The organism is Romboutsia sp. CE17 (assembly GCF_012317385.1).
Lineage (GTDB): Bacteria > Bacillota > Clostridia > Peptostreptococcales > Peptostreptococcaceae > Romboutsia_E.
On the sequence record NZ_CP051144.1, the window covers coordinates 2,319,046 to 2,337,572 of the forward strand.

General features: G+C 28.3%; 14 protein-coding genes. 4 read left to right on the top strand and 10 right to left on the bottom strand.

Going from position 1 to position 18,527, the window contains the following annotated elements; translation table 11 throughout:
* Positions 1–46: 46 nt before the first annotated feature.
* The 6 genes from HF520_RS11135 to HF520_RS11160 all read right to left on the bottom strand — a co-directional run bounded on the left by HF520_RS11135 (position 47) and on the right by HF520_RS11160 (position 6,604).
* Positions 47–814, bottom strand: a complete 768-nt coding sequence (locus HF520_RS11135) for a SigF/SigG family RNA polymerase sporulation sigma factor (RefSeq protein WP_168574099.1) — start codon at positions 812–814, stop codon at positions 47–49.
* Positions 815–840: 26 nt separating this feature from the next.
* Positions 841–1,269 carry an anti-sigma F factor gene (gene spoIIAB, locus HF520_RS11140; protein WP_168574100.1) on the bottom strand — a complete coding sequence of 143 codons (429 nt, stop codon included), beginning with the start codon at positions 1,267–1,269 and terminating at the stop codon, positions 841–843.
* Positions 1,270–1,282: 13 nt separating this feature from the next.
* Entirely contained in the window at positions 1,283–1,618 is a 336-nt protein-coding gene (gene spoIIAA, locus HF520_RS11145) for an anti-sigma F factor antagonist (protein WP_168574101.1), read from the bottom strand.
* 93 nt (positions 1,619–1,711) lie between these two features.
* On the bottom strand, positions 1,712–3,703 hold the full coding sequence (locus HF520_RS11150; protein ID WP_168574102.1) for a molybdopterin-dependent oxidoreductase: 1,992 nt from the start codon (positions 3,701–3,703) through the stop codon (positions 1,712–1,714).
* Between the two features lie 158 nt (positions 3,704–3,861).
* Positions 3,862–5,487 (bottom strand): DEAD/DEAH box helicase, encoded by a 1,626-nt coding sequence (locus HF520_RS11155; RefSeq protein WP_168574103.1) that lies wholly within the window; start codon positions 5,485–5,487, stop codon positions 3,862–3,864.
* Between the two features lie 151 nt (positions 5,488–5,638).
* Complete coding sequence (locus tag HF520_RS11160) at positions 5,639–6,604, bottom strand: calcium/sodium antiporter (RefSeq protein WP_168574104.1); 966 nt, start codon at positions 6,602–6,604, stop codon at positions 5,639–5,641.
* A gap of 358 nt (positions 6,605–6,962) precedes the next feature.
* Here HF520_RS11160 and pflB point away from each other — a divergent pair, with 358 nt between their 5' ends.
* Together pflB and pflA are read left to right on the top strand one after the other, a co-directional pair.
* Positions 6,963–9,194: a formate C-acetyltransferase gene (gene pflB / locus HF520_RS11165; RefSeq protein WP_168574825.1), complete on the top strand. Its 2,232-nt coding sequence runs from the start codon at positions 6,963–6,965 to the stop codon at positions 9,192–9,194.
* A gap of 400 nt (positions 9,195–9,594) precedes the next feature.
* Positions 9,595–10,338, top strand: a complete 744-nt coding sequence (gene pflA, locus HF520_RS11170; protein WP_168574105.1) for a pyruvate formate-lyase-activating protein — start codon at positions 9,595–9,597, stop codon at positions 10,336–10,338.
* Positions 10,339–10,428: 90 nt separating this feature from the next.
* Here pflA and HF520_RS11175 read toward each other — a convergent pair whose 3' ends face one another.
* The 3 genes from HF520_RS11175 to HF520_RS11185 form a co-directional block, all read right to left on the bottom strand.
* On the bottom strand, positions 10,429–11,058 hold the full coding sequence (locus HF520_RS11175; RefSeq protein ID WP_168574106.1) for a DUF975 family protein: 630 nt from the start codon (positions 11,056–11,058) through the stop codon (positions 10,429–10,431).
* A gap of 199 nt (positions 11,059–11,257) precedes the next feature.
* Entirely contained in the window at positions 11,258–12,430 is a 1,173-nt protein-coding gene (gene thiI, locus HF520_RS11180) for a tRNA uracil 4-sulfurtransferase ThiI (protein WP_168574107.1), read from the bottom strand.
* A 49-nt stretch (positions 12,431–12,479) separates the two neighbouring features.
* The gene (locus HF520_RS11185) at positions 12,480–13,631 is read right to left on the bottom strand and encodes a cysteine desulfurase family protein (RefSeq protein ID WP_168574108.1); all 1,152 of its coding nucleotides are present in this window, start codon (positions 13,629–13,631) and stop codon (positions 12,480–12,482) included.
* A 746-nt stretch (positions 13,632–14,377) separates the two neighbouring features.
* Between HF520_RS11185 and HF520_RS11190 the strand changes: the two genes are divergently transcribed.
* Positions 14,378–15,373, top strand: coding sequence for an asparaginase (locus HF520_RS11190; protein WP_168574109.1), 996 nt, complete (start codon positions 14,378–14,380; stop codon positions 15,371–15,373).
* 81 nt (positions 15,374–15,454) lie between these two features.
* Here the strand turns inward: HF520_RS11190 and HF520_RS11195 are convergent, their stop codons facing one another.
* Entirely contained in the window at positions 15,455–17,494 is a 2,040-nt protein-coding gene (locus tag HF520_RS11195; RefSeq protein WP_207710998.1) for an ATP-dependent helicase, read from the bottom strand.
* A gap of 103 nt (positions 17,495–17,597) precedes the next feature.
* Here HF520_RS11195 and HF520_RS11200 point away from each other — a divergent pair, with 103 nt between their 5' ends.
* A complete protein-coding gene (locus tag HF520_RS11200; protein ID WP_168574110.1) occupies positions 17,598–18,512 on the top strand; it encodes a ribonuclease H-like domain-containing protein in 915 nt (304 codons plus the stop codon).
* Positions 18,513–18,527 lie beyond the last annotated feature (15 nt).

Below are 18,527 nucleotides of genomic sequence, written 5' to 3' on the forward strand. Positions count from 1 at the left end.
GTTTATTTTTTATAATATATTTAAATTTTATTTATAATCTTTTATATTAACTAATATAAGATTTTAATTTAGATAATACTTTCTTTTCTATTCTAGAAACTTGTACCTGAGATATATTAAGTATATCTCCAATCTCGCTTTGAGTTTTATCTTCAAAGTATCTAAGTACAATTATTTGTCTTTCTCTCTTTTCTAGTTTATTTAATATTTGTTTTAATAAAAGATTATCAATTACTTTCTCTTCTTCACTTTCACCTTTTAAACTTATTTTATCAATTAAACAAATTGGCGAACCTTCTTCTTCATGAATTACGCCATGAAGATATTCTACAGAGAAATTTGCCTCCATTGCCATTACTAAATCTTCTTTTTCTATATCTAATTCATGTGCTATTTCATCTATAGTTGGCTCTCTTCCTAACTTTTTCGTTAATATTTCTGTTTGTGACTTAGCTTTTATAGCTGTTTGTTTTAACGACCTAGAAACCTTAACCATACCATCATCCCTAAGATATCTTTTTATCTCTCCCAATATCATTGGAACAGCATAAGTCGAAAACTTAACATTAAACTTAGAATCAAACTTATATATAGATTTAATTAATCCAATAGATCCTAATTGGAATAAATCATCTCTTTCATACCCTATATTAGAAAATTTACTTATAACACTTCTAACTAAACCTAAGTTATTTTTTATCAAAATTTCCTTGGCTTCTTCGTCATTTTCCTTTTGAACTTTTTCTATTAATTCAAGTGTCTCTTCGTGGCTGAGTAATTTCTTTTTATCTTCTTTATTTGCAGTTATCCCCATAATAAAACCTCTATTCTCTTTGGATTTTATTTAGGTAAGTTTATATTTTTTTGCATAATTACTTTTGTCCCTTTGTTTTTAATAGAACTTACCTTTACATCATCCATAAAGCTTTCCATAACAGAAAATCCCATTCCTGATCTCTCAAGCTCTGGCTTTGACGTATATAACGGTTGCATAGCCAAGTCTACATCTTCTATTCCATTTCCTTCATCTTCTACTATTATTTCTATATTATTGCCTTCTAACTTACATTTTAAATATACAAACTTTGATTCATCTTCATCGTAACCATGGATAATAGCATTAGTCACTGCTTCCGATACTGCTGTTTTTATATCTGCTATCTCGTCTAATGTAGGATCTAATTTTGCTGCAAAGGATGCTGCTATAACCCTTGCTAAACTTTCATTTTCAGATTTGGCAGAAAACTTCACTTCCATAATATTACTCATTAATTTTTCCCCCTTACAAAGAACTTAATGCTTCTTCATATGTACTATATACATTTATTATTTTGTTCATCCCAGATAAGTCAAAGACTTTTTTTACCCTTGAATTTATATTTATTACTGACACTTTTCCTTTTTCACTGGAGATTTTTTTATATCTGCCTATTATTACACCAATTCCTGAAGAATCCATAAAATTAATATTCTCAAAATCAAAAATTATATTTTTTACTGGCTTTGTCATTAATATATCATCAAGTTCTTCCCTAATAGGTCTTGATACATGATGATCTAATTCTGTCATTTCAAACTTAACTAGTAAGTTTTTGTTATTCAATGAGTATCTTACCATTGTTTTTCCCCCTACTTTAAATTACATTAATTAAAACTACTAACCTGTAATCTATTCTATTAGGGTATTTTTTTATCCTTCAATGAATTTTAACTAGTTTTGTTTTATTATGTCTACAAAGGTTTCGTTATAAGTTATTTGACCACCAATATCTGATACACCACTACTTGCAACAAAGTTAGGATTGCCATGCTTTTTCCACCATCCAACATACATCTGAATGACATTATCTTTTACACTATCATCTATCTTTATTTGTACATTAATTTTTCCATTTTCAGATTGAAGGCATACAATCTCATCATCCGCTATATTTCTAATTATTGCCATTCTGTTATTTATATATGCAGTAGATATTCCTTTTTTATCCATATAATGTTGACTAAATAGAGAATCCTTATGATGTGTTGTTATTAACCTAAGTTTATTACCTTTTATGCTCTTTGGTGATTTATATTTTGGTATAGGCGTTAACCCTAAATCTTTTAGCTCCTCTGAATATAGCTCAAATTTTCCAGATTTGGTTTTAAATTTTTTATCTTCCCAGGGAATACTTTTATGTATTGTAATATAATCATTTTTTATTCTCTCTAATGAAATTGTTTTATCCACTAATTTTAATGGTTCTATGACTTTATTTAAGTACTCTTCTTTTGATACCTGTGGATAATTATTTAATTTCATAACTTTAGCTAATTCTCTAAAGAAATAATACTCATCCATAAGTATGTTTCTTGGCTCTACAGCTCTTTCATTATAGGTTATATAAGGATTAAGCATAGAACTAAAAAGTAAATCATCACTTTCTAAAGTCGTCGAACTTGGTATAAATAAATCACATTTACTAGCTGTATCAGTCATAAACATGTCAAAGCATACCTTAAAATCAATACTTTCAAAAGATTTTTCTAATTTATTTAAGTTTGGTAGCTGGTTTAGTAAATTACTTTTTACTATAACTGCCATCTTAATAGAAACGTTATTCACATTATCTACTGTATTTTTGTGTGAATTGTCAATAAATTCGCCCAACTTATGCACATTAAACTCACGTCCTTGTGAATAAGTTTTACTGTTATATGGATCTGTATTTAATAAATCTGGATAAACTTTATTAGCGTAATTAACACCACCACCTGAATATCCAATTTGTCCAGTTATAGCTCCTAATGCATCTATTGCTCTAATTGTATTTCCACCATTAGTATATTTTTGCATTCCATAACCTAACCAAATCGAACTATATTTTTCGCAATAAAGTTTAGATAACTCTTTAATTATGCTTATTTCAATACCACATTCATTTGATAAATAGTCTAAATCTAAAGTATCTAAGTAATATTTATATTCTTTAAAACCTATTACATTAGAATTTATATAATCTACATCTTGCATATTATTTTCTATAATAATTTTAGCCATTGCCATTGCAAGAGCCCCGTCTGTTCCTGGATTAATCTGAACATAGTAATCTGCTATATTTGCTGTAGCAGTTTTTATAGGATCTATTACTATTATACGAGTTCCTTTTTTCTTAGCTTGTTGTATCATTTGCATTGTATGTATAGTTGTGTAAGCTGGATTCCTACCCCATATAAATATATTCTTGCTATTCTTCATATCTTCTAAAGAATGCCCTCTAACATCTCCAAAATCGTATTTTTGTGCTTTGATACCTGCACTCCAACAAGGTCCCCCTTTTTGAGTACTTACTCCTCCATAAAAGTTAAAAAATATTTCTCCTATGGATTTTAATAATGATCCATTTCCATATTGTTCATAGTATAAAACTGATTTTGAAGAATATTTATCCCTATAATAGATAAGCTTCTTAGCCATTATATCTATGGCTTCTTCAAAAGTAATTTCTTCCCATTTTCCATTTACCTTTAATAATGGCTTATAAATCCTCTCTGGATGATATAATCTATCTAAATGAGCTCTCCCTTTGCTACAAATAAATCCTTTTGTAAAAGGATGCTCCTTATCTCCTTCAATTTTAACAACTTTACCATCTTCTACATGAACCTTTAGTCTACAAGCATCAAAACAATCTAAAGTACAACCTTGACTAATAACCTTCATCTGCTATCCTCCTACTTTAATATTTATATCTAAGTATATAGATAAAATAAAGGAGCGTAAATATAATTTTCATTATATCTACAGCATATTTCAGCCGTATGATATGAAAATTAACATTTACGCTCCATTCTAAATAAAACTAATTAAAACAATATTATTTATTTCTTTTTCTTATTTGCTTTTTCTATATTAACTTTATTTCCTTTTATTTTTGTATCTTTAACACTTTCTAATACTTTCTTAACATTTTGCTTAGGTACTTCAACGAAAGTATATTTGTCATATATATCTATAGTTCCTATTAACTTACCAGATATTCCAGCTTCACCAGCTATAGCACCTAATATATCTTTTGCTTGAACTCTTTGGTTTCTACCAACGTTTATAAATAATCTAACCATTCCATCTTTAGCACCAGTATCTGATCCTTTTCTGTTGCGATCTCTTTTATCTCTATTTCTTGATGGTTCTTCTATTATTTCTTCCTTTTCCTCATGACCTAATGCTAACTTCACTAATGCTGCAGCTACATCTATAACTTCAACATCAGATTCATTACAGAATCCTTCTAACCATTGTAATTGCTTAGTTAAATTACCTTCATCCATTATTCCTTTAACTTCCTTGAAGAAAGCACTGACTTTCTTTTCTTCAACGTCAGCTACTGATGGTATACTATGTTTCACTAATTTAGCCTTAGTATATCTTTCTATATCTCTCATTTTTCTCATTTCTTTTCCAAATACGAAACTGAAAGATACTCCTGTTCTACCTGCACGACCAGTTCTACCTATTCTGTGAACATAGTATTCTTCATCTTGTGGTAAGTCATAGTTAAATACTGCTTCAACATCATCTACATCTATACCTCTTGCTGCAACATCTGTAGCAACTAATATATCTATAGTACCTTGTCTAAACTTATCCATTACTATATCTCTTTGAGTTTGCTTTAAATCTCCGTGTAAAGCATCTGCAAAGTAACCTCTAGCTTGTAATTCACTTACTAGCTCATCAGCACCTCTTTTTGTATTAGTAAATACTACTGACAACTTAGGGTTGTATACATCTATTAATCTACATAATACTTCTAACTTATTAGCATTTCTTGTTTCTATATAGTATTGTGATATATTTGGTACAGTTATCTCTTTTCTTACTATCTTTATGTGTTCTGGGTTATTTTGATACTTTTTAGTTAAATCTAATATCCCTTTTGGCATAGTTGCTGAGAAGAATGTAGTTTGTCTATCTTCTGGAGTTTTATTTAATATCATTTCTATATCTTCTCTGAATCCCATGTCTAACATTTCATCTGCTTCATCTAATATAAGCATTTTTACATTGTCCATTTTTAATGTTTTTCTATTTATGTGGTCAATTACACGTCCTGGAGTTCCTATTATTATTTGTACTCCGCCTTTTAGTGATTTTATTTGTCTATCTATTGGTTGTCCACCATAAACTGGTAATGATTTTATTCCGTGCATATATTTAGATAATTTTTTTATTTCTTTAGAAACCTGAATAGCAAGTTCTCTAGTAGGACAAAGTACTACTGCTTGTAAACTTTTATTTTCTGGGTCTATTGTTTCTAATATAGGTATACTGAACGCAGCTGTTTTTCCCGTCCCAGTTTGCGCTTGTCCTATAACATCTTTCCCAGATAATATTACAGGTATTGATTGTGCTTGTATTGGTGATGGTTCCTCAAACCCCATGTCCGCTATTGCCCTTTTTATGTTCTCGCTAATTGGTAAATCTTCAAATTTAGTTATATTCATATATTATTTCCTTTCCGTAATCAATTAATCTTAACCTATCCATTATATCTTTATTTTGATTAATATGCAATTAATATTTTACCACTTAGTATTTATTATGTACAATTTGAGGAACCTTATAATTTAAATATGTATTTATTATTTTATTATTTTAAACCATATACATAAAATATAATGTAGATATATATGTTCCATAAATTAATAAAAGCATCAATCCTTGAAATCTATATATTTTGTTGCTTTTTATTGTTGGTAATATAAGAATTAAAACTAATGCTATCATAAATAGATAATCAATACTTGAATTTTGAGATAAAATAGGTATATCATTTGGTATTGACGATAAAGCTATTACAGAAGTTATATTTAGTATATTTGCACCTAATATATTTCCTACCGATATAGCATGATGTTTTTTCTTAATAGCAGTCAAAGATGAGACTAACTCTGGCAAAGATGTTCCTAATGCAATTATTGTAAGGCTTATAATTCCTTCTGGTATACCTATCATTTTAGCAATATCTGATCCACTTTCTACAAGCACCTTTGATCCTATTACCATCATTATTAATCCTAGAAAAAATAAAATCATAGTATTTAATAACTCTTTTGATTTAAGTCCTGTATATTCATTCACCTCTTGGCTACTATTAGATTTTATAGATTTTCCATTTGTAATACTCTTGTAATTTGTATACATAAATATAGATAATATTATTAAAAGAACTATTGTATCTGATCCATTTATAGATCCATCTAACCCACATACCATTAAGCTTATAATTGAGATTAATAATATTGTAGATTTTGATATGAACATTTTCCTATCAACTTTAAATGGACTTATAAATGCAACTAAACCTAATATTAATCCCGTGTTACATATTATTGATCCTACTGCATTTCCTAGGCTCATAGTTGTTTGATCATTTAAAGATGCACACATTGATACCGTAAGTTCTGGCAGAGTTGTTGCAAAACTTACTATTGTAGCACCTAAAATCAACTCTGATATATGCGTTTTCTTACCTATTTCAACTGTGCAATTTATAAATATATCTGCTCCTTTAGTTATCAATACAAATCCTACTAAAAATAAAATTATTGTTATTAGCACTTAATCCCCTCCCCTCATATTTAATAATTATTCACATTTGTCCTACATATGCATATTAATCTTCATATCATAATTTATTTTCTTATATTTTTATTAAAACTTCATGTTTAAACTCATTTTTAAGGGGAATATATATAACATAAAAATACACAATACAAATAGATAATTAATGATATACGTTTATATTAAATATAAATACAAAATTACTTATAAATTTTGTATACAAAATACCGATTTTATGGTATTATCTAATTGTTAAAAAAAAATCTAGCTAGATATAAATTTATATAATAAAACTTATTTTTATTTTAGGTTCTAAATTATACCTGACTTAAACAAGGAGGATTTCACTATGACAATGAATGCATGGGAAGGCTTTAAAACTGGTAGATGGACTAAAGAAATAGATGTTAGAGGGTTCATCCAAGATAACTACACTCCATATGAAGGAGATGACTCTTTCTTAGCTGGTGCTACAGAGAACACTAAAAAACTTTGGGCAGAAGTTATGGAATTATTCAAAAAAGAAAGAGAAAATGGCGGTACTTTAGACGTTGATACTAAAACTGTTTCTGGAATAGATGCTTACGCTCCAGGATATATAAATAAAGATTTAGAAACAATCGTTGGTTTACAAACAGATGCTCCACTTAAGAGAGCTGTTATGCCATACGGTGGTATAAGAATGGTTGAGTCTTCTTGTAAGGCTTATGGATACGAGTGTGATCCAGAAATAAGTGAAATATTCACTAAATACAGAAAAACTCATAACCAAGGTGTATTCGATGCTTACACTTCTGAAATGAGAGCTGCTAGAAGATCTGGTATAATAACAGGACTTCCAGATGCTTACGGAAGAGGTAGAATAATAGGAGACTACAGAAGAGTTGCTCTTTACGGTGTTGATAGATTAATAGAAGATAAAATAGCTCAAAAAGATTCTTTAGAAGTTTCTTGCATGGACGAGAACACTATAAGATTAAGAGAAGAAATATCTGAGCAAATAAGAGCTTTAGAAGCTTTAAAAAGAATGGCTGAATCTTATGGATTTGATATATCTAAGCCAGCAACTAACTCAAGAGAAGCTGTACAATGGTTATACTTCGCTTACTTAGCTGCTATAAAAGATCAAAACGGAGCTGCTATGTCTATAGGTAGAACTTCTACTTTCTTAGATATATACTTCGAAAGAGATTTAGCTAACGGAACTATAACTGAAGAAGAAGTTCAAGAATTAATGGACCACTTCGTTATGAAGTTAAGAATGGTTAAATTCTTAAGAACTCCTGACTACAATGATTTATTCTCTGGAGACCCAACTTGGGTAACTGAATCAATCGGTGGTATGGGTGTTGATGGTAGACCATTAGTAACTAAAAACTCATTCAGAGTTTTAAATACTCTTTATACTCTTGGACCATCTCCAGAACCAAACTTAACAGTATTATGGTCAACTAAGTTCCCTCAAGGATTCAAAGATTTCTGTTCTAAAGTATCTATAGATACAAGTTCAGTTCAATATGAAAATGACGACTTAATGAGACCTTACTGGGGAGATGACTACGGTATAGCTTGTTGTGTATCTGCAATGAGAATAGGTAAGCAAATGCAGTTCTTCGGAGCTAGAGTTAACTTAGCTAAGACATTATTATACGCAATAAACGGTGGAGTTGATGAGAAGTCTCTTGTTCAAGTTGGACCAAGATTCGAACCAATAACTTCTGAATACTTAGACTACGATGAAGTAATGGCTAGATTCGAACCATTCACTGATTGGTTAGCTAACCTTTACGTAAATACATTAAACGTAATCCACTACATGCATGATAAGTATTCTTATGAAGCATTAGAAATGGCTTTACATGATAGAGATGTATTCAGAACTATGGCTTGTGGTATAGCTGGACTTTCAGTTTGTGCTGACTCTTTATCAGCTATAAAATACGCTAAAGTTAAAACTATAAGAAACGAGCAAGGAATAGCTGTTGACTTCGAAATAGAAGGAGACTATCCAAAGTACGGAAACAACGATGATAGAGCTGATGAAATAGCTGTATACTTAGTTGAATCTATGATGAACAAAATAAGAAAGAACAAGACTTACAGAGATTCTGTTCATACTCAATCTGTTCTTACTATAACTTCAAACGTTGTTTATGGTAAGAAAACTGGTAACACTCCTGACGGAAGAAGAGCTGGTGAACCATTTGCTCCAGGAGCTAACCCAATGCACGGAAGAGATACTAACGGAGCTTTAGCTTCATTAGCATCAGTTGCTAAATTACCATACGAGCATTCTCAAGATGGTATATCTAATACTTTCTCTATAGTACCAGGTGCTTTAGGAAAAGATATGAGCGAAAGAATAACTAACTTATCAGCAATGATGGACGGATACTTCGGAGATGGAGCTCATCACTTAAACGTTAACGTATTTGATAGAGCTACTTTAGAAGATGCTATGGAACATCCAGAAGAATATCCACAATTAACAATAAGAGTTTCAGGATACGCTGTTAACTTCATAAAATTAACAAGAGAACAACAATTAGACGTTATAAACAGAACATTCCACGGAAAAATGGCTTAATTTATAACAGATAATTAACTATACTAATTTTTAAAATTAAATATTACATTCATCCAAGCTAATATTTAAATCTTACGTCTTAAAGAGTGCAGGCTCATCCACCTGCACTCTTTTTTTACGTTCAGGTAAGCTATAAACAAATTCTAAGACATTATATATCTTATATAAAACTTGTTTTAATTGCCTTTTCATGGGTATATAAGTAATATAATACAAGATAAATAAATTTAATATAAATTATAGACTTCGTCTAAAAAATGTCATATAATTTAATTGTAATAAACTTTGTATACAATATATTTTAACCAAAGATACAAATTATATTACACTTAAATCTAAAATTATAATTACTAAATTATAATATTTTTAAGATAAAATATATACTTATGAGGTGGATAAGATGATAAAAGGAAGAGTTCATTCAATAGAAACATTTGGAACAGTAGACGGACCAGGAATAAGATTTATACTATTTATGCAAGGATGTCCATTAAGATGTAAATACTGTCATAACAGAGATACTTGGGACCCAAAATGCGGAACTGAATATACAACAGACCAAATAATATCACAAGCACTTAAATATTCTTCATATATGAGAGCATCTGGTGGTGGTATAACAGCATCTGGTGGAGAAGCTACTTTACAACCAGAATTCTTAGCAGAACTATTTGCTAAGGCTAAAAAGAACAATATCCATACATGCTTAGACACTTCAGGTTTTGTAAATATAGATACTATAGCTCCAGTTTTAGAAAATACTGATTTAGTTCTTCTTGATATAAAGCATATGAATGAAGAAAAATCTAAAGAATTAACTGGTGTTGGAATTGAAAAAACATTAAAGTTTGCTAAGCATTTAAGTGATAGAAATATACCAGTTTGGATAAGACATGTTTTAGTACCTGGATATACTGATGACAAAGAAAACTTAGAAATGTTAGCTGAATTTGTTAGTACTTTAAATAATGTAGAAAGATTTGAGATATTACCATATCATACTATGGGAGTTCATAAATGGGAAAATATGGGCCTAAACTATGAACTTAAAGATGTAGAGGATGGTACTCAAGAAGATATAGATAGAGCAATAGATATAATGTCTAAATATGAAGTAGAAATATTTAATAAGAGATCTGCTTAAATATTACATTTGTAAATTACAATATAAATTTATAAAATAAAAGTCATTCCATTTAACAAAATATTGTTAATAGAATGACTTTTATTTTATTTAATATCCAATTAGTATATCTTTAGATTTTTGTGATTTAATACTTAGATAGAAATTCGCTATCGTAGCTTCATAATAAGGTATTACATATAATCCTGCCAATCCTAATGTTAGCCCAGTCAATATTCCCCACAATATAAAACTTAACATTAAAACAAAATAATCTATTTTTTTGCCTTCCATTAGTCTTTTACTCTCTTTTAAACACTCTATTATCCCTATTGCTGGATTTTCAGCCAAAATGTAATACACTTGTGATAACATAAATGTAAATATAATTCCTGGTATTATTAATAAAATATATCCTATAATTATTATAACATCACTTAAGATTGCTACTCCGATTACTTTTAATATATTATTAAACCCTGAGAATAAATCTTGAAATTTACTATCTTCCCCTTTTGTTAATTTTAAGAAATATATAGTCTTACCTAATACTAATGGTATTGTAATTAGTGATATAACTATTGATAATACGCCTATATACATACGATCACTATAATAAGTTAATACCCATTCTAATGCTCCACATATTGCTATTAATACAAAAACTAATGCTATAGATACTCCCCAATTCCCTTTTAATGATTTTTTAGCTTCTAACTTCATATCTTTTCGTGTATTCATATGACCCCCTCCATTTATTGAGTATTATATGAATATTTTAGAAGATTTGTTACATGAAATATATTTACATTTATATATTTTACCTATAGCTATAATTTTAAGTATGAACCAAACTTTAACTAATATAATTTTCTACAATAAAAATAGGTAAGCTTATATTAATACAAACTTACCTACACTATTTATTACTTTTTTAATATTAGAATTCTATATCTTCAACTTCTATATTATCTATAGCATCTTTTATTAATTTTTCTACATCTAATTTAGATTCTGATTTTTCTATTCTCTCTAATCTTGGTTTTGTTACTGGCTTTTTAGGAGCAAATACACTACAACAATCTTCTTCTGGTAATATAGATGTTTCAAATGTACCTATTTTTTGTGCTATATCTATTATTTCTGTTTTATCCATAGCTATAAGAGGTCTAAATACCGGCATAGAAACAGATGCATTTGTACAAGTAAGTCCTTGTATTGTTTGAGATGCAACTTGTCCTATACTTTCTCCTGTAACTAAAGCATCACATCTTCTACTTAGTGCAACTTCCTCAGCTATTCTCATCATGAATCTTCTTGATATTATAGTCATCTCTTCATCATTACAATTCATACCTATAGCTTTTTGTATTTCTAATATATTTACTTTATGAAGTCTAAGTCTTCCACAATACTTAGATAATATTCTTGCCAAATCTCTAACCTTCTCTTGCGATTTTTCACTTGTGAATGGATATGTGTGGAAATGTATTGCTTCTATTTCCATACCTCTTTTTGCTACCATCCATGATGCTACTGGAGAATCTATACCTCCTGATAATAAAGACATAGCTCTTCCATTTGTCCCAAGTGGTAACCCTCCATAACCTGGTACTGTATCGCTATAAACCATTACATGATTTTGTCTATACTCACATATTATCTTAGTTTCTGGATTTCTTATGTCTACACCAATTCTATCGTGAACCTTAGATACTAAATATCCAGCTATATCTATACTCATTTCTTGAGAAGTAAATTTAAAATCTTTATCTCCTCTTTTTGATTCTACTTTAAATGTTTTTGCACCAGCTTCTATTTTTTCTTCTAATACTTTAAGCGCTAACTCTTTTAATTTATCATAGTCTTTTTCAGCTCTTATAGCTGGGCAAACTCCAACTATACCAAATACTTTTCTCACTTCTTCTGCTACTTCTTCATAGTCATAATCTTCTAGATTAACGTATATTCTTCCATATTCTTTATACACGTCAAATTTTCCTAGTGGCTTAAGCATATTCTTAACATTTTTAACCAGTTTATTTTCAAATATGTATCTGTTTTTTCCTTTTACACCTATTTCTCCGTACTTAACTATTAGTATATTGTACAAATCCGTCACCTCTTAGTTATATATTTTATGTCTAACCTACTTTTATAAGTTATCTTCTTCTTATTATCATTCTTAAATCATTTACTGAGTCTTTTAATATTTTTACAACTTCTAGAATTTCTTCTTTTGTGTTTAAATCCGATAAACTAAATCTTATAGCACCTTCTATTTCATTTTGATTAAGTCCAATTGCATTTAATACATGGCTTCCCTTTTTCTTAGAAGAACATGCAGAGCCTGTTGATACATAAATTCCTTTTTGCTCTAAATAATGAAGTAATACTTCTCCTCTTACATCCTTAAATGAAACGTTTAGTATATGGCAAACTCCATCTTCAGGAGAATTTAATTTTATATCTTCTATATTATTTACAATTTCTTCTTTTAAAAGATTTTTTAACTCTGATATCTTATCAATAGTCTTATTTAAGTCTTTGTTAATGACTTTTACAGCTTCTCCTAGACCATAAATACCTGGAACATTTTCTGTCCCTGATCTTATACCTATTTCTTGTCCACCACCTGTAATTAACGGCTTTAATCTATTATTTTCTTTTATATACATAAAACCAATCCCTTTTGGCCCATGTAATTTATGTCCACTAACACTCATAAAATCTATATTATATCTTGAAGGTTTAAAGTTGATTTTAGCATAAGATTGTACTGCATCTACATGTAAATATATTTTGTCTTTTAATGACTTTAAATATTTTCCTATATCTTCTATTGGTTGTATACTCCCTATTTCATTATTTACATGCATTATTGTGATTAAAATAGTACTCGGTTTTATAGCATTTTTTAATTCTTCTATGTTTATTTTACCATCTCTATCAACTTTTAAATACGTAACTTCAAATCCATCTTGTTCTAAATCATTTAATGTTTGTAAAACCGATGGATGCTCTATCTCTGTTGATATTATATGGTTTTTTCTTTTTTTATATAAATTAGCAACACCCCTTATTATAGCGTTATTAGATTCCGTTCCACCTGATGTGAAGTATATCTCCTTATCCTTTGCGCCTAGAGTTCTTGCAATATCTTGCCTTATTAATTTTATATTTTTCTCTACTTCAATACCTTTTCTATGTAATGAAGATGGATTTGCATAATCAGTAGTAAGGGCATAAACCATTTTATCTACAACTTCAGGATATGGCTTAGTTGTAGCACTGTTATCTAAATATATTTCCATATACTACACCAACTTTCTTTCATTAATATATTTTGTTGTTTATTTTTAGTTTTGACATTTATTTAAATTAATTACTAAATATGTGTAAAAAATAAGCTTTAAACTTATTTTTTGAATTTCTCCATATCTTTTTATTATACCATTAAAATTCTAGTTTTTTAATATATTTCTTGACTTATATATTTGTCGAAAAGTTTTTAATTTTTTTTGTAAAACTGTTGATTTTATTGTCGAATATTGATATTATTAATACATGGTTATCCCCCTGATAACCTTAGTAAAATCTCTATTCCCAATACCCCTTTTAAATGAATACTTTTATATTCATTTGACACCTACTTCTGATCGGAAAATTGAAGTAGGTTTATTTTTTTGCTTTTTTAGAAAAATAATAGTTTTAAATATATTTAACATAAATTTAATATAAATTTTGTGTTTTTCACAAAAAAACATTGACTTTATTGTCGAATATTGTTATTATTAATACATGGTTATCCCCCTGATAACCTTAATTAAAATCTCTATTCCCAATACCCCTTTTGAACGGATATACTTTATATCCATTGTTTAAGATGATAACGGAAATCATCTTAAACAGAAAAAAGAGCTTCCCCAGCTCTTTTTTTTATTTTTTTAATTATTACCAAAATATTAATTTTGTCGTAAGATAGATTACTTTAGATATTTTTGATATAATTTATATTTAGTAAGAAATTATGAATATTATAAACTAAGAGGTGGCTTTTATGACTAATAAAAAGAAAGTTGGTATAGTTTTCACTGGTGGAACTATATCTATGACAGTTGATGAAAAAGTTGGAGCAGCGATACCTACTTTGTCTGGGGAACAAATAATGTCAATGGTTACTAACATAGATAAGGTGGCTAATGTCGAGGTATTTAATTTTGATGAAATTCCTGGTCCTCACGTTACACCTGAGAGAATGATGGAACTAAAACATTATGTAAATGACTTATTAAAAAGAGATGATATTGCTGGTGTTGTAATAACACATGGTACTGACAGTTTAGAAGAAACTGCTTATTTCTTAGATTTAACTATAGATAATCCAAAGCCTGTAATAGTTACAGGTGCTATGAGAAGTAGCTCTGAGCTTGGATATGATGGTCCGAGCAACTTATCTGCAGCAGTTTGTACTGCTATATCAGATAGTGCACGTGGTAAAGGAGTTCTTATAGTTTTAAATAATGAAGTTATTGCTGCATCTGAAGCTACTAAAACAGATACTTTAGCACTAAATACGTTCCAATCTGTAACTGGAGGACCTTTGGGTGTTATAGACTGTAATGAGCTTCTTATATATAAGCATATAACTAAAAGAACTATTATTGATACAGATATAATTGAACCTAAGGTAGCATTATTTAAAGCTGCAGTAGGTATGGATGATACTTTTATAAAATTAGCTGTCGATAACGGATACAAAGGTATTGTAATTGAAGCTATGGGTAGAGGTAATCTTCCTCCAAGAATGTATGAAGGTGTTAAATACGCTAGAGAAAATAATATACCTGTGGTTATAGTTTCTAGATGTAACTCAGGAAGAGTTTTTGATACTTATGGATACTTAGGTTCTGGTAGAGACCTAAGAAATTTAGAGTGTATCTTTGGTGGAGACTTACCAGGTCATAAAGCTCGTTTAAAGTTAATATTAGCATTAGGAAAAACTAATAATCTTAATGAAATAAAAGATTTCTTCGAAGAAGGAATTTACTATTAAATATTAATATATAATATTAAAAGGTAGTATATCAAATTTATTTTACATTTTTTGATATACTACCTTTTTAAATATTTCTAATTATATATGAATAACATTATTTAAAATACAAACTCTATAATTTAAAATTCTAGTTCCATCATCAAACTTAACTCTTATAGAATCACCATCTTTAGCTACAATAACACCTTCTTTAAATCTTTTATGGTATATTGTATCTCCAACATTTATTTTATCCATTTCCTCCTTAGTTGGTGCCTTTATATCATCGATAAATGTAGATACTGATACCTTTTTACCATATTTATTTTGTGGAGAACTTATGCATAATTTATCTTCAGCCCTTGTAATTGCTACATACATTAGTCTTCTCTCTTCTTCAATTTGCTCACTTTTCTTTTCATCATCATCTAATTCATATGATTTTTCATGTGGTATAGTTCCTTCATTAGCACCTATTATATACACATTCTTAAACTCTAATCCCTTTGCACTATGCATAGTAGTAAATATTACGCCATCACTTTGTTCTTTATTTTTATTCCCTACAACTTCTGATTTTACTCTATCTATATGCTCTAAATATTCTTTTATAGTTTTAAAATTTGTTGCAGAGCTTTCAAGCTCATTTAATATTTCTATTAATCCATTAGTCTTTATTTTTCTATTTGCACAATAATCCAATATATATATGTCATATTCTAAACTTGTTCTAATATAAGAAATAGCATTTTGAGGATTTAACGTTTTTAGATAACTTAAATCTATATCTAAATCATTTATAGTCTTTACTTGCTTTGGATGTAAATTACATTTTGTTATTAAAGCATTTATAAAGTCACTTTCATCTTTTATGCTATTTATACTATCTTTAGATATATATCTAAAAGGCTTATTTATAATTCTTACCCAGTCTTTATTAGAACTAGGGTTTATAGATAGTCTCAAATAAGCAAGTATATCTTGTGCCGCCCAGTGGTCATATATAGTTACAATAGAATCTTTAACTATAAAAGGTATTCTCATATCCATAAATACATCTACTAAAGCTCTGGATTGTATATTAGTTCTATATATAACCGCAAAATCACTATACTCTACAAATTCTTTTTTTATTTCTTCTAAGATTTCCTTTCCTATAATAACAGCCTCTTCTTCTGAATCCTTTGGAGCTATATATGTAATATTCCCGCCATTTCCTTGACTACATTTTATTACTTTTTCATATCTATTTGAGTTTTTTTCAATTAGCCTATTTGCAATATCTATAATTTCACTTTTAGATCTATAATTTATATCTAAAAGAACTTTCTTCGTTCCATGAAAGTACTCTTCAAACTCTAATAAAAAATCTGGTCTAGCCCCTCTAAATCCATAAATACTTTGATCTTCATCACCAACTACGAAAATATTATTTAGTGGGTTAGAAATTAGTTTTAGTACTTCAAACTGTACTTTATTTATATCTTGAAACTCATCTACTAAAATATATCTATACACGTTTCTAACAGTTTCTAATGCTTTGGAATTATTTTTTAATAAGAAATATGTTCTAAGTAACATATCATCAAAATCTATTTTTTTAATTTGTTGTTTATGCTCCTCGTACAAATTATACGCTTTTATAAATTCATCCTTACTTACTACCTCTGAGTTAAAGTCACTTTTATCCATTAATTCATTTTTTACAAATGAAACTTCATTTATAAATTGACCTATAACTTCATCATCTTCCCCATTTTCTACATTTAAACTTTTTAAAATACCTTTAATAGCCAATCTCTTAGACTTTTCATCTAATATACTATCTAAACTATACTTTTCAAAATGCCTTAAGATTCTAAAAAATACTGAGTGAAATGTTCCATATGTAACCTTATTCATTCTTACATCTTTACTTAATGCTATTGCTCTATTTTTCATTTCCATAGAAGAAGCCTTTGTAAAACTTATTGCCAATATACTACTTGGTCTTATATTTTCATTCACAACCATATTTGCTATTCTATGTGTAATAACTCTAGTCTTCCCTGAACCAGGCCCTGCAAGAACCATACAAGGACCATTTATATGAGTTACTGCAATCTTTTGATTTTCATTTAATTTATCTATATTTATCATAATTACCACCTTGAAGTATTATTTAATTACTTTATAATGTTTATATAATATTTTATAATATACCAAACTATTATAATATAGAATCTAGAAAAGGAGAAACTTTATGGAGATAATTAAGCATATATGTGATGATTTTATAGATATTCCACCTAACCATTTTGTATTTGATATAGAAACTACTGGTCTTAGCCCTAAATTTTGCAAAGTAATACTAATCGGAATAGCTTATAATAAAAATAATAAAACCATAATAAAACAATATTTTGCTTCAAATGAAGATGAAGAAAAAGAATTACTTCTAGCATTTATAAAAGATATTGTTATGTTTGATAAACATATTACTTTTAATGGTTTTACATTCGATATTCCTTTTTTAAATTCTAGATTTCAAAAACATAGTATAGATTTTTCTTTTAATAAAAATGATGATATTGACATACTACGAATTGTTAAACCTTACAAAGAAAAACTATCTCTTTTGGATTGTAAACTTAAAACTATAGAAAAATACCTTGGAATAGATAGAAATGATACTATTTCTGGAAAAGAAAGCGTTGAATTATATAATGAATTTGTTATTACTCAAGATGAAGGATTAAAATCTAAAATATTACTTCATAATTATGAAGACATTTTTTATCTCTCTCAAATGATAAAAATACAAGATATTCTATATGAGAAATTAAATCCTTTAAGTATAGTTACTAAAAATCAAGAAGTAAAGTTAGTTCCTATCTCTCATAAAATATCTAAATCAAACTTAAAAATGAAATACGATATATTCTCAGGTAATATAAATAATATAAATATTTATAAAGATAATTATTCAATAATATTGGAAAATAATCAACTACATATAGATATTCTTCTACAAAAAGGTGTTGACTCTAATCAAAACCATATATTATTTTATAAGTTATCAACTATTATACCAATTAAGTTTAATTCAAATTTACTAGAAAATAATATTATTAGTTTGTGCAATTTTCTTGTAAAAAAAGAATTATCTTCATTATAGGAATCATTCTCAAAA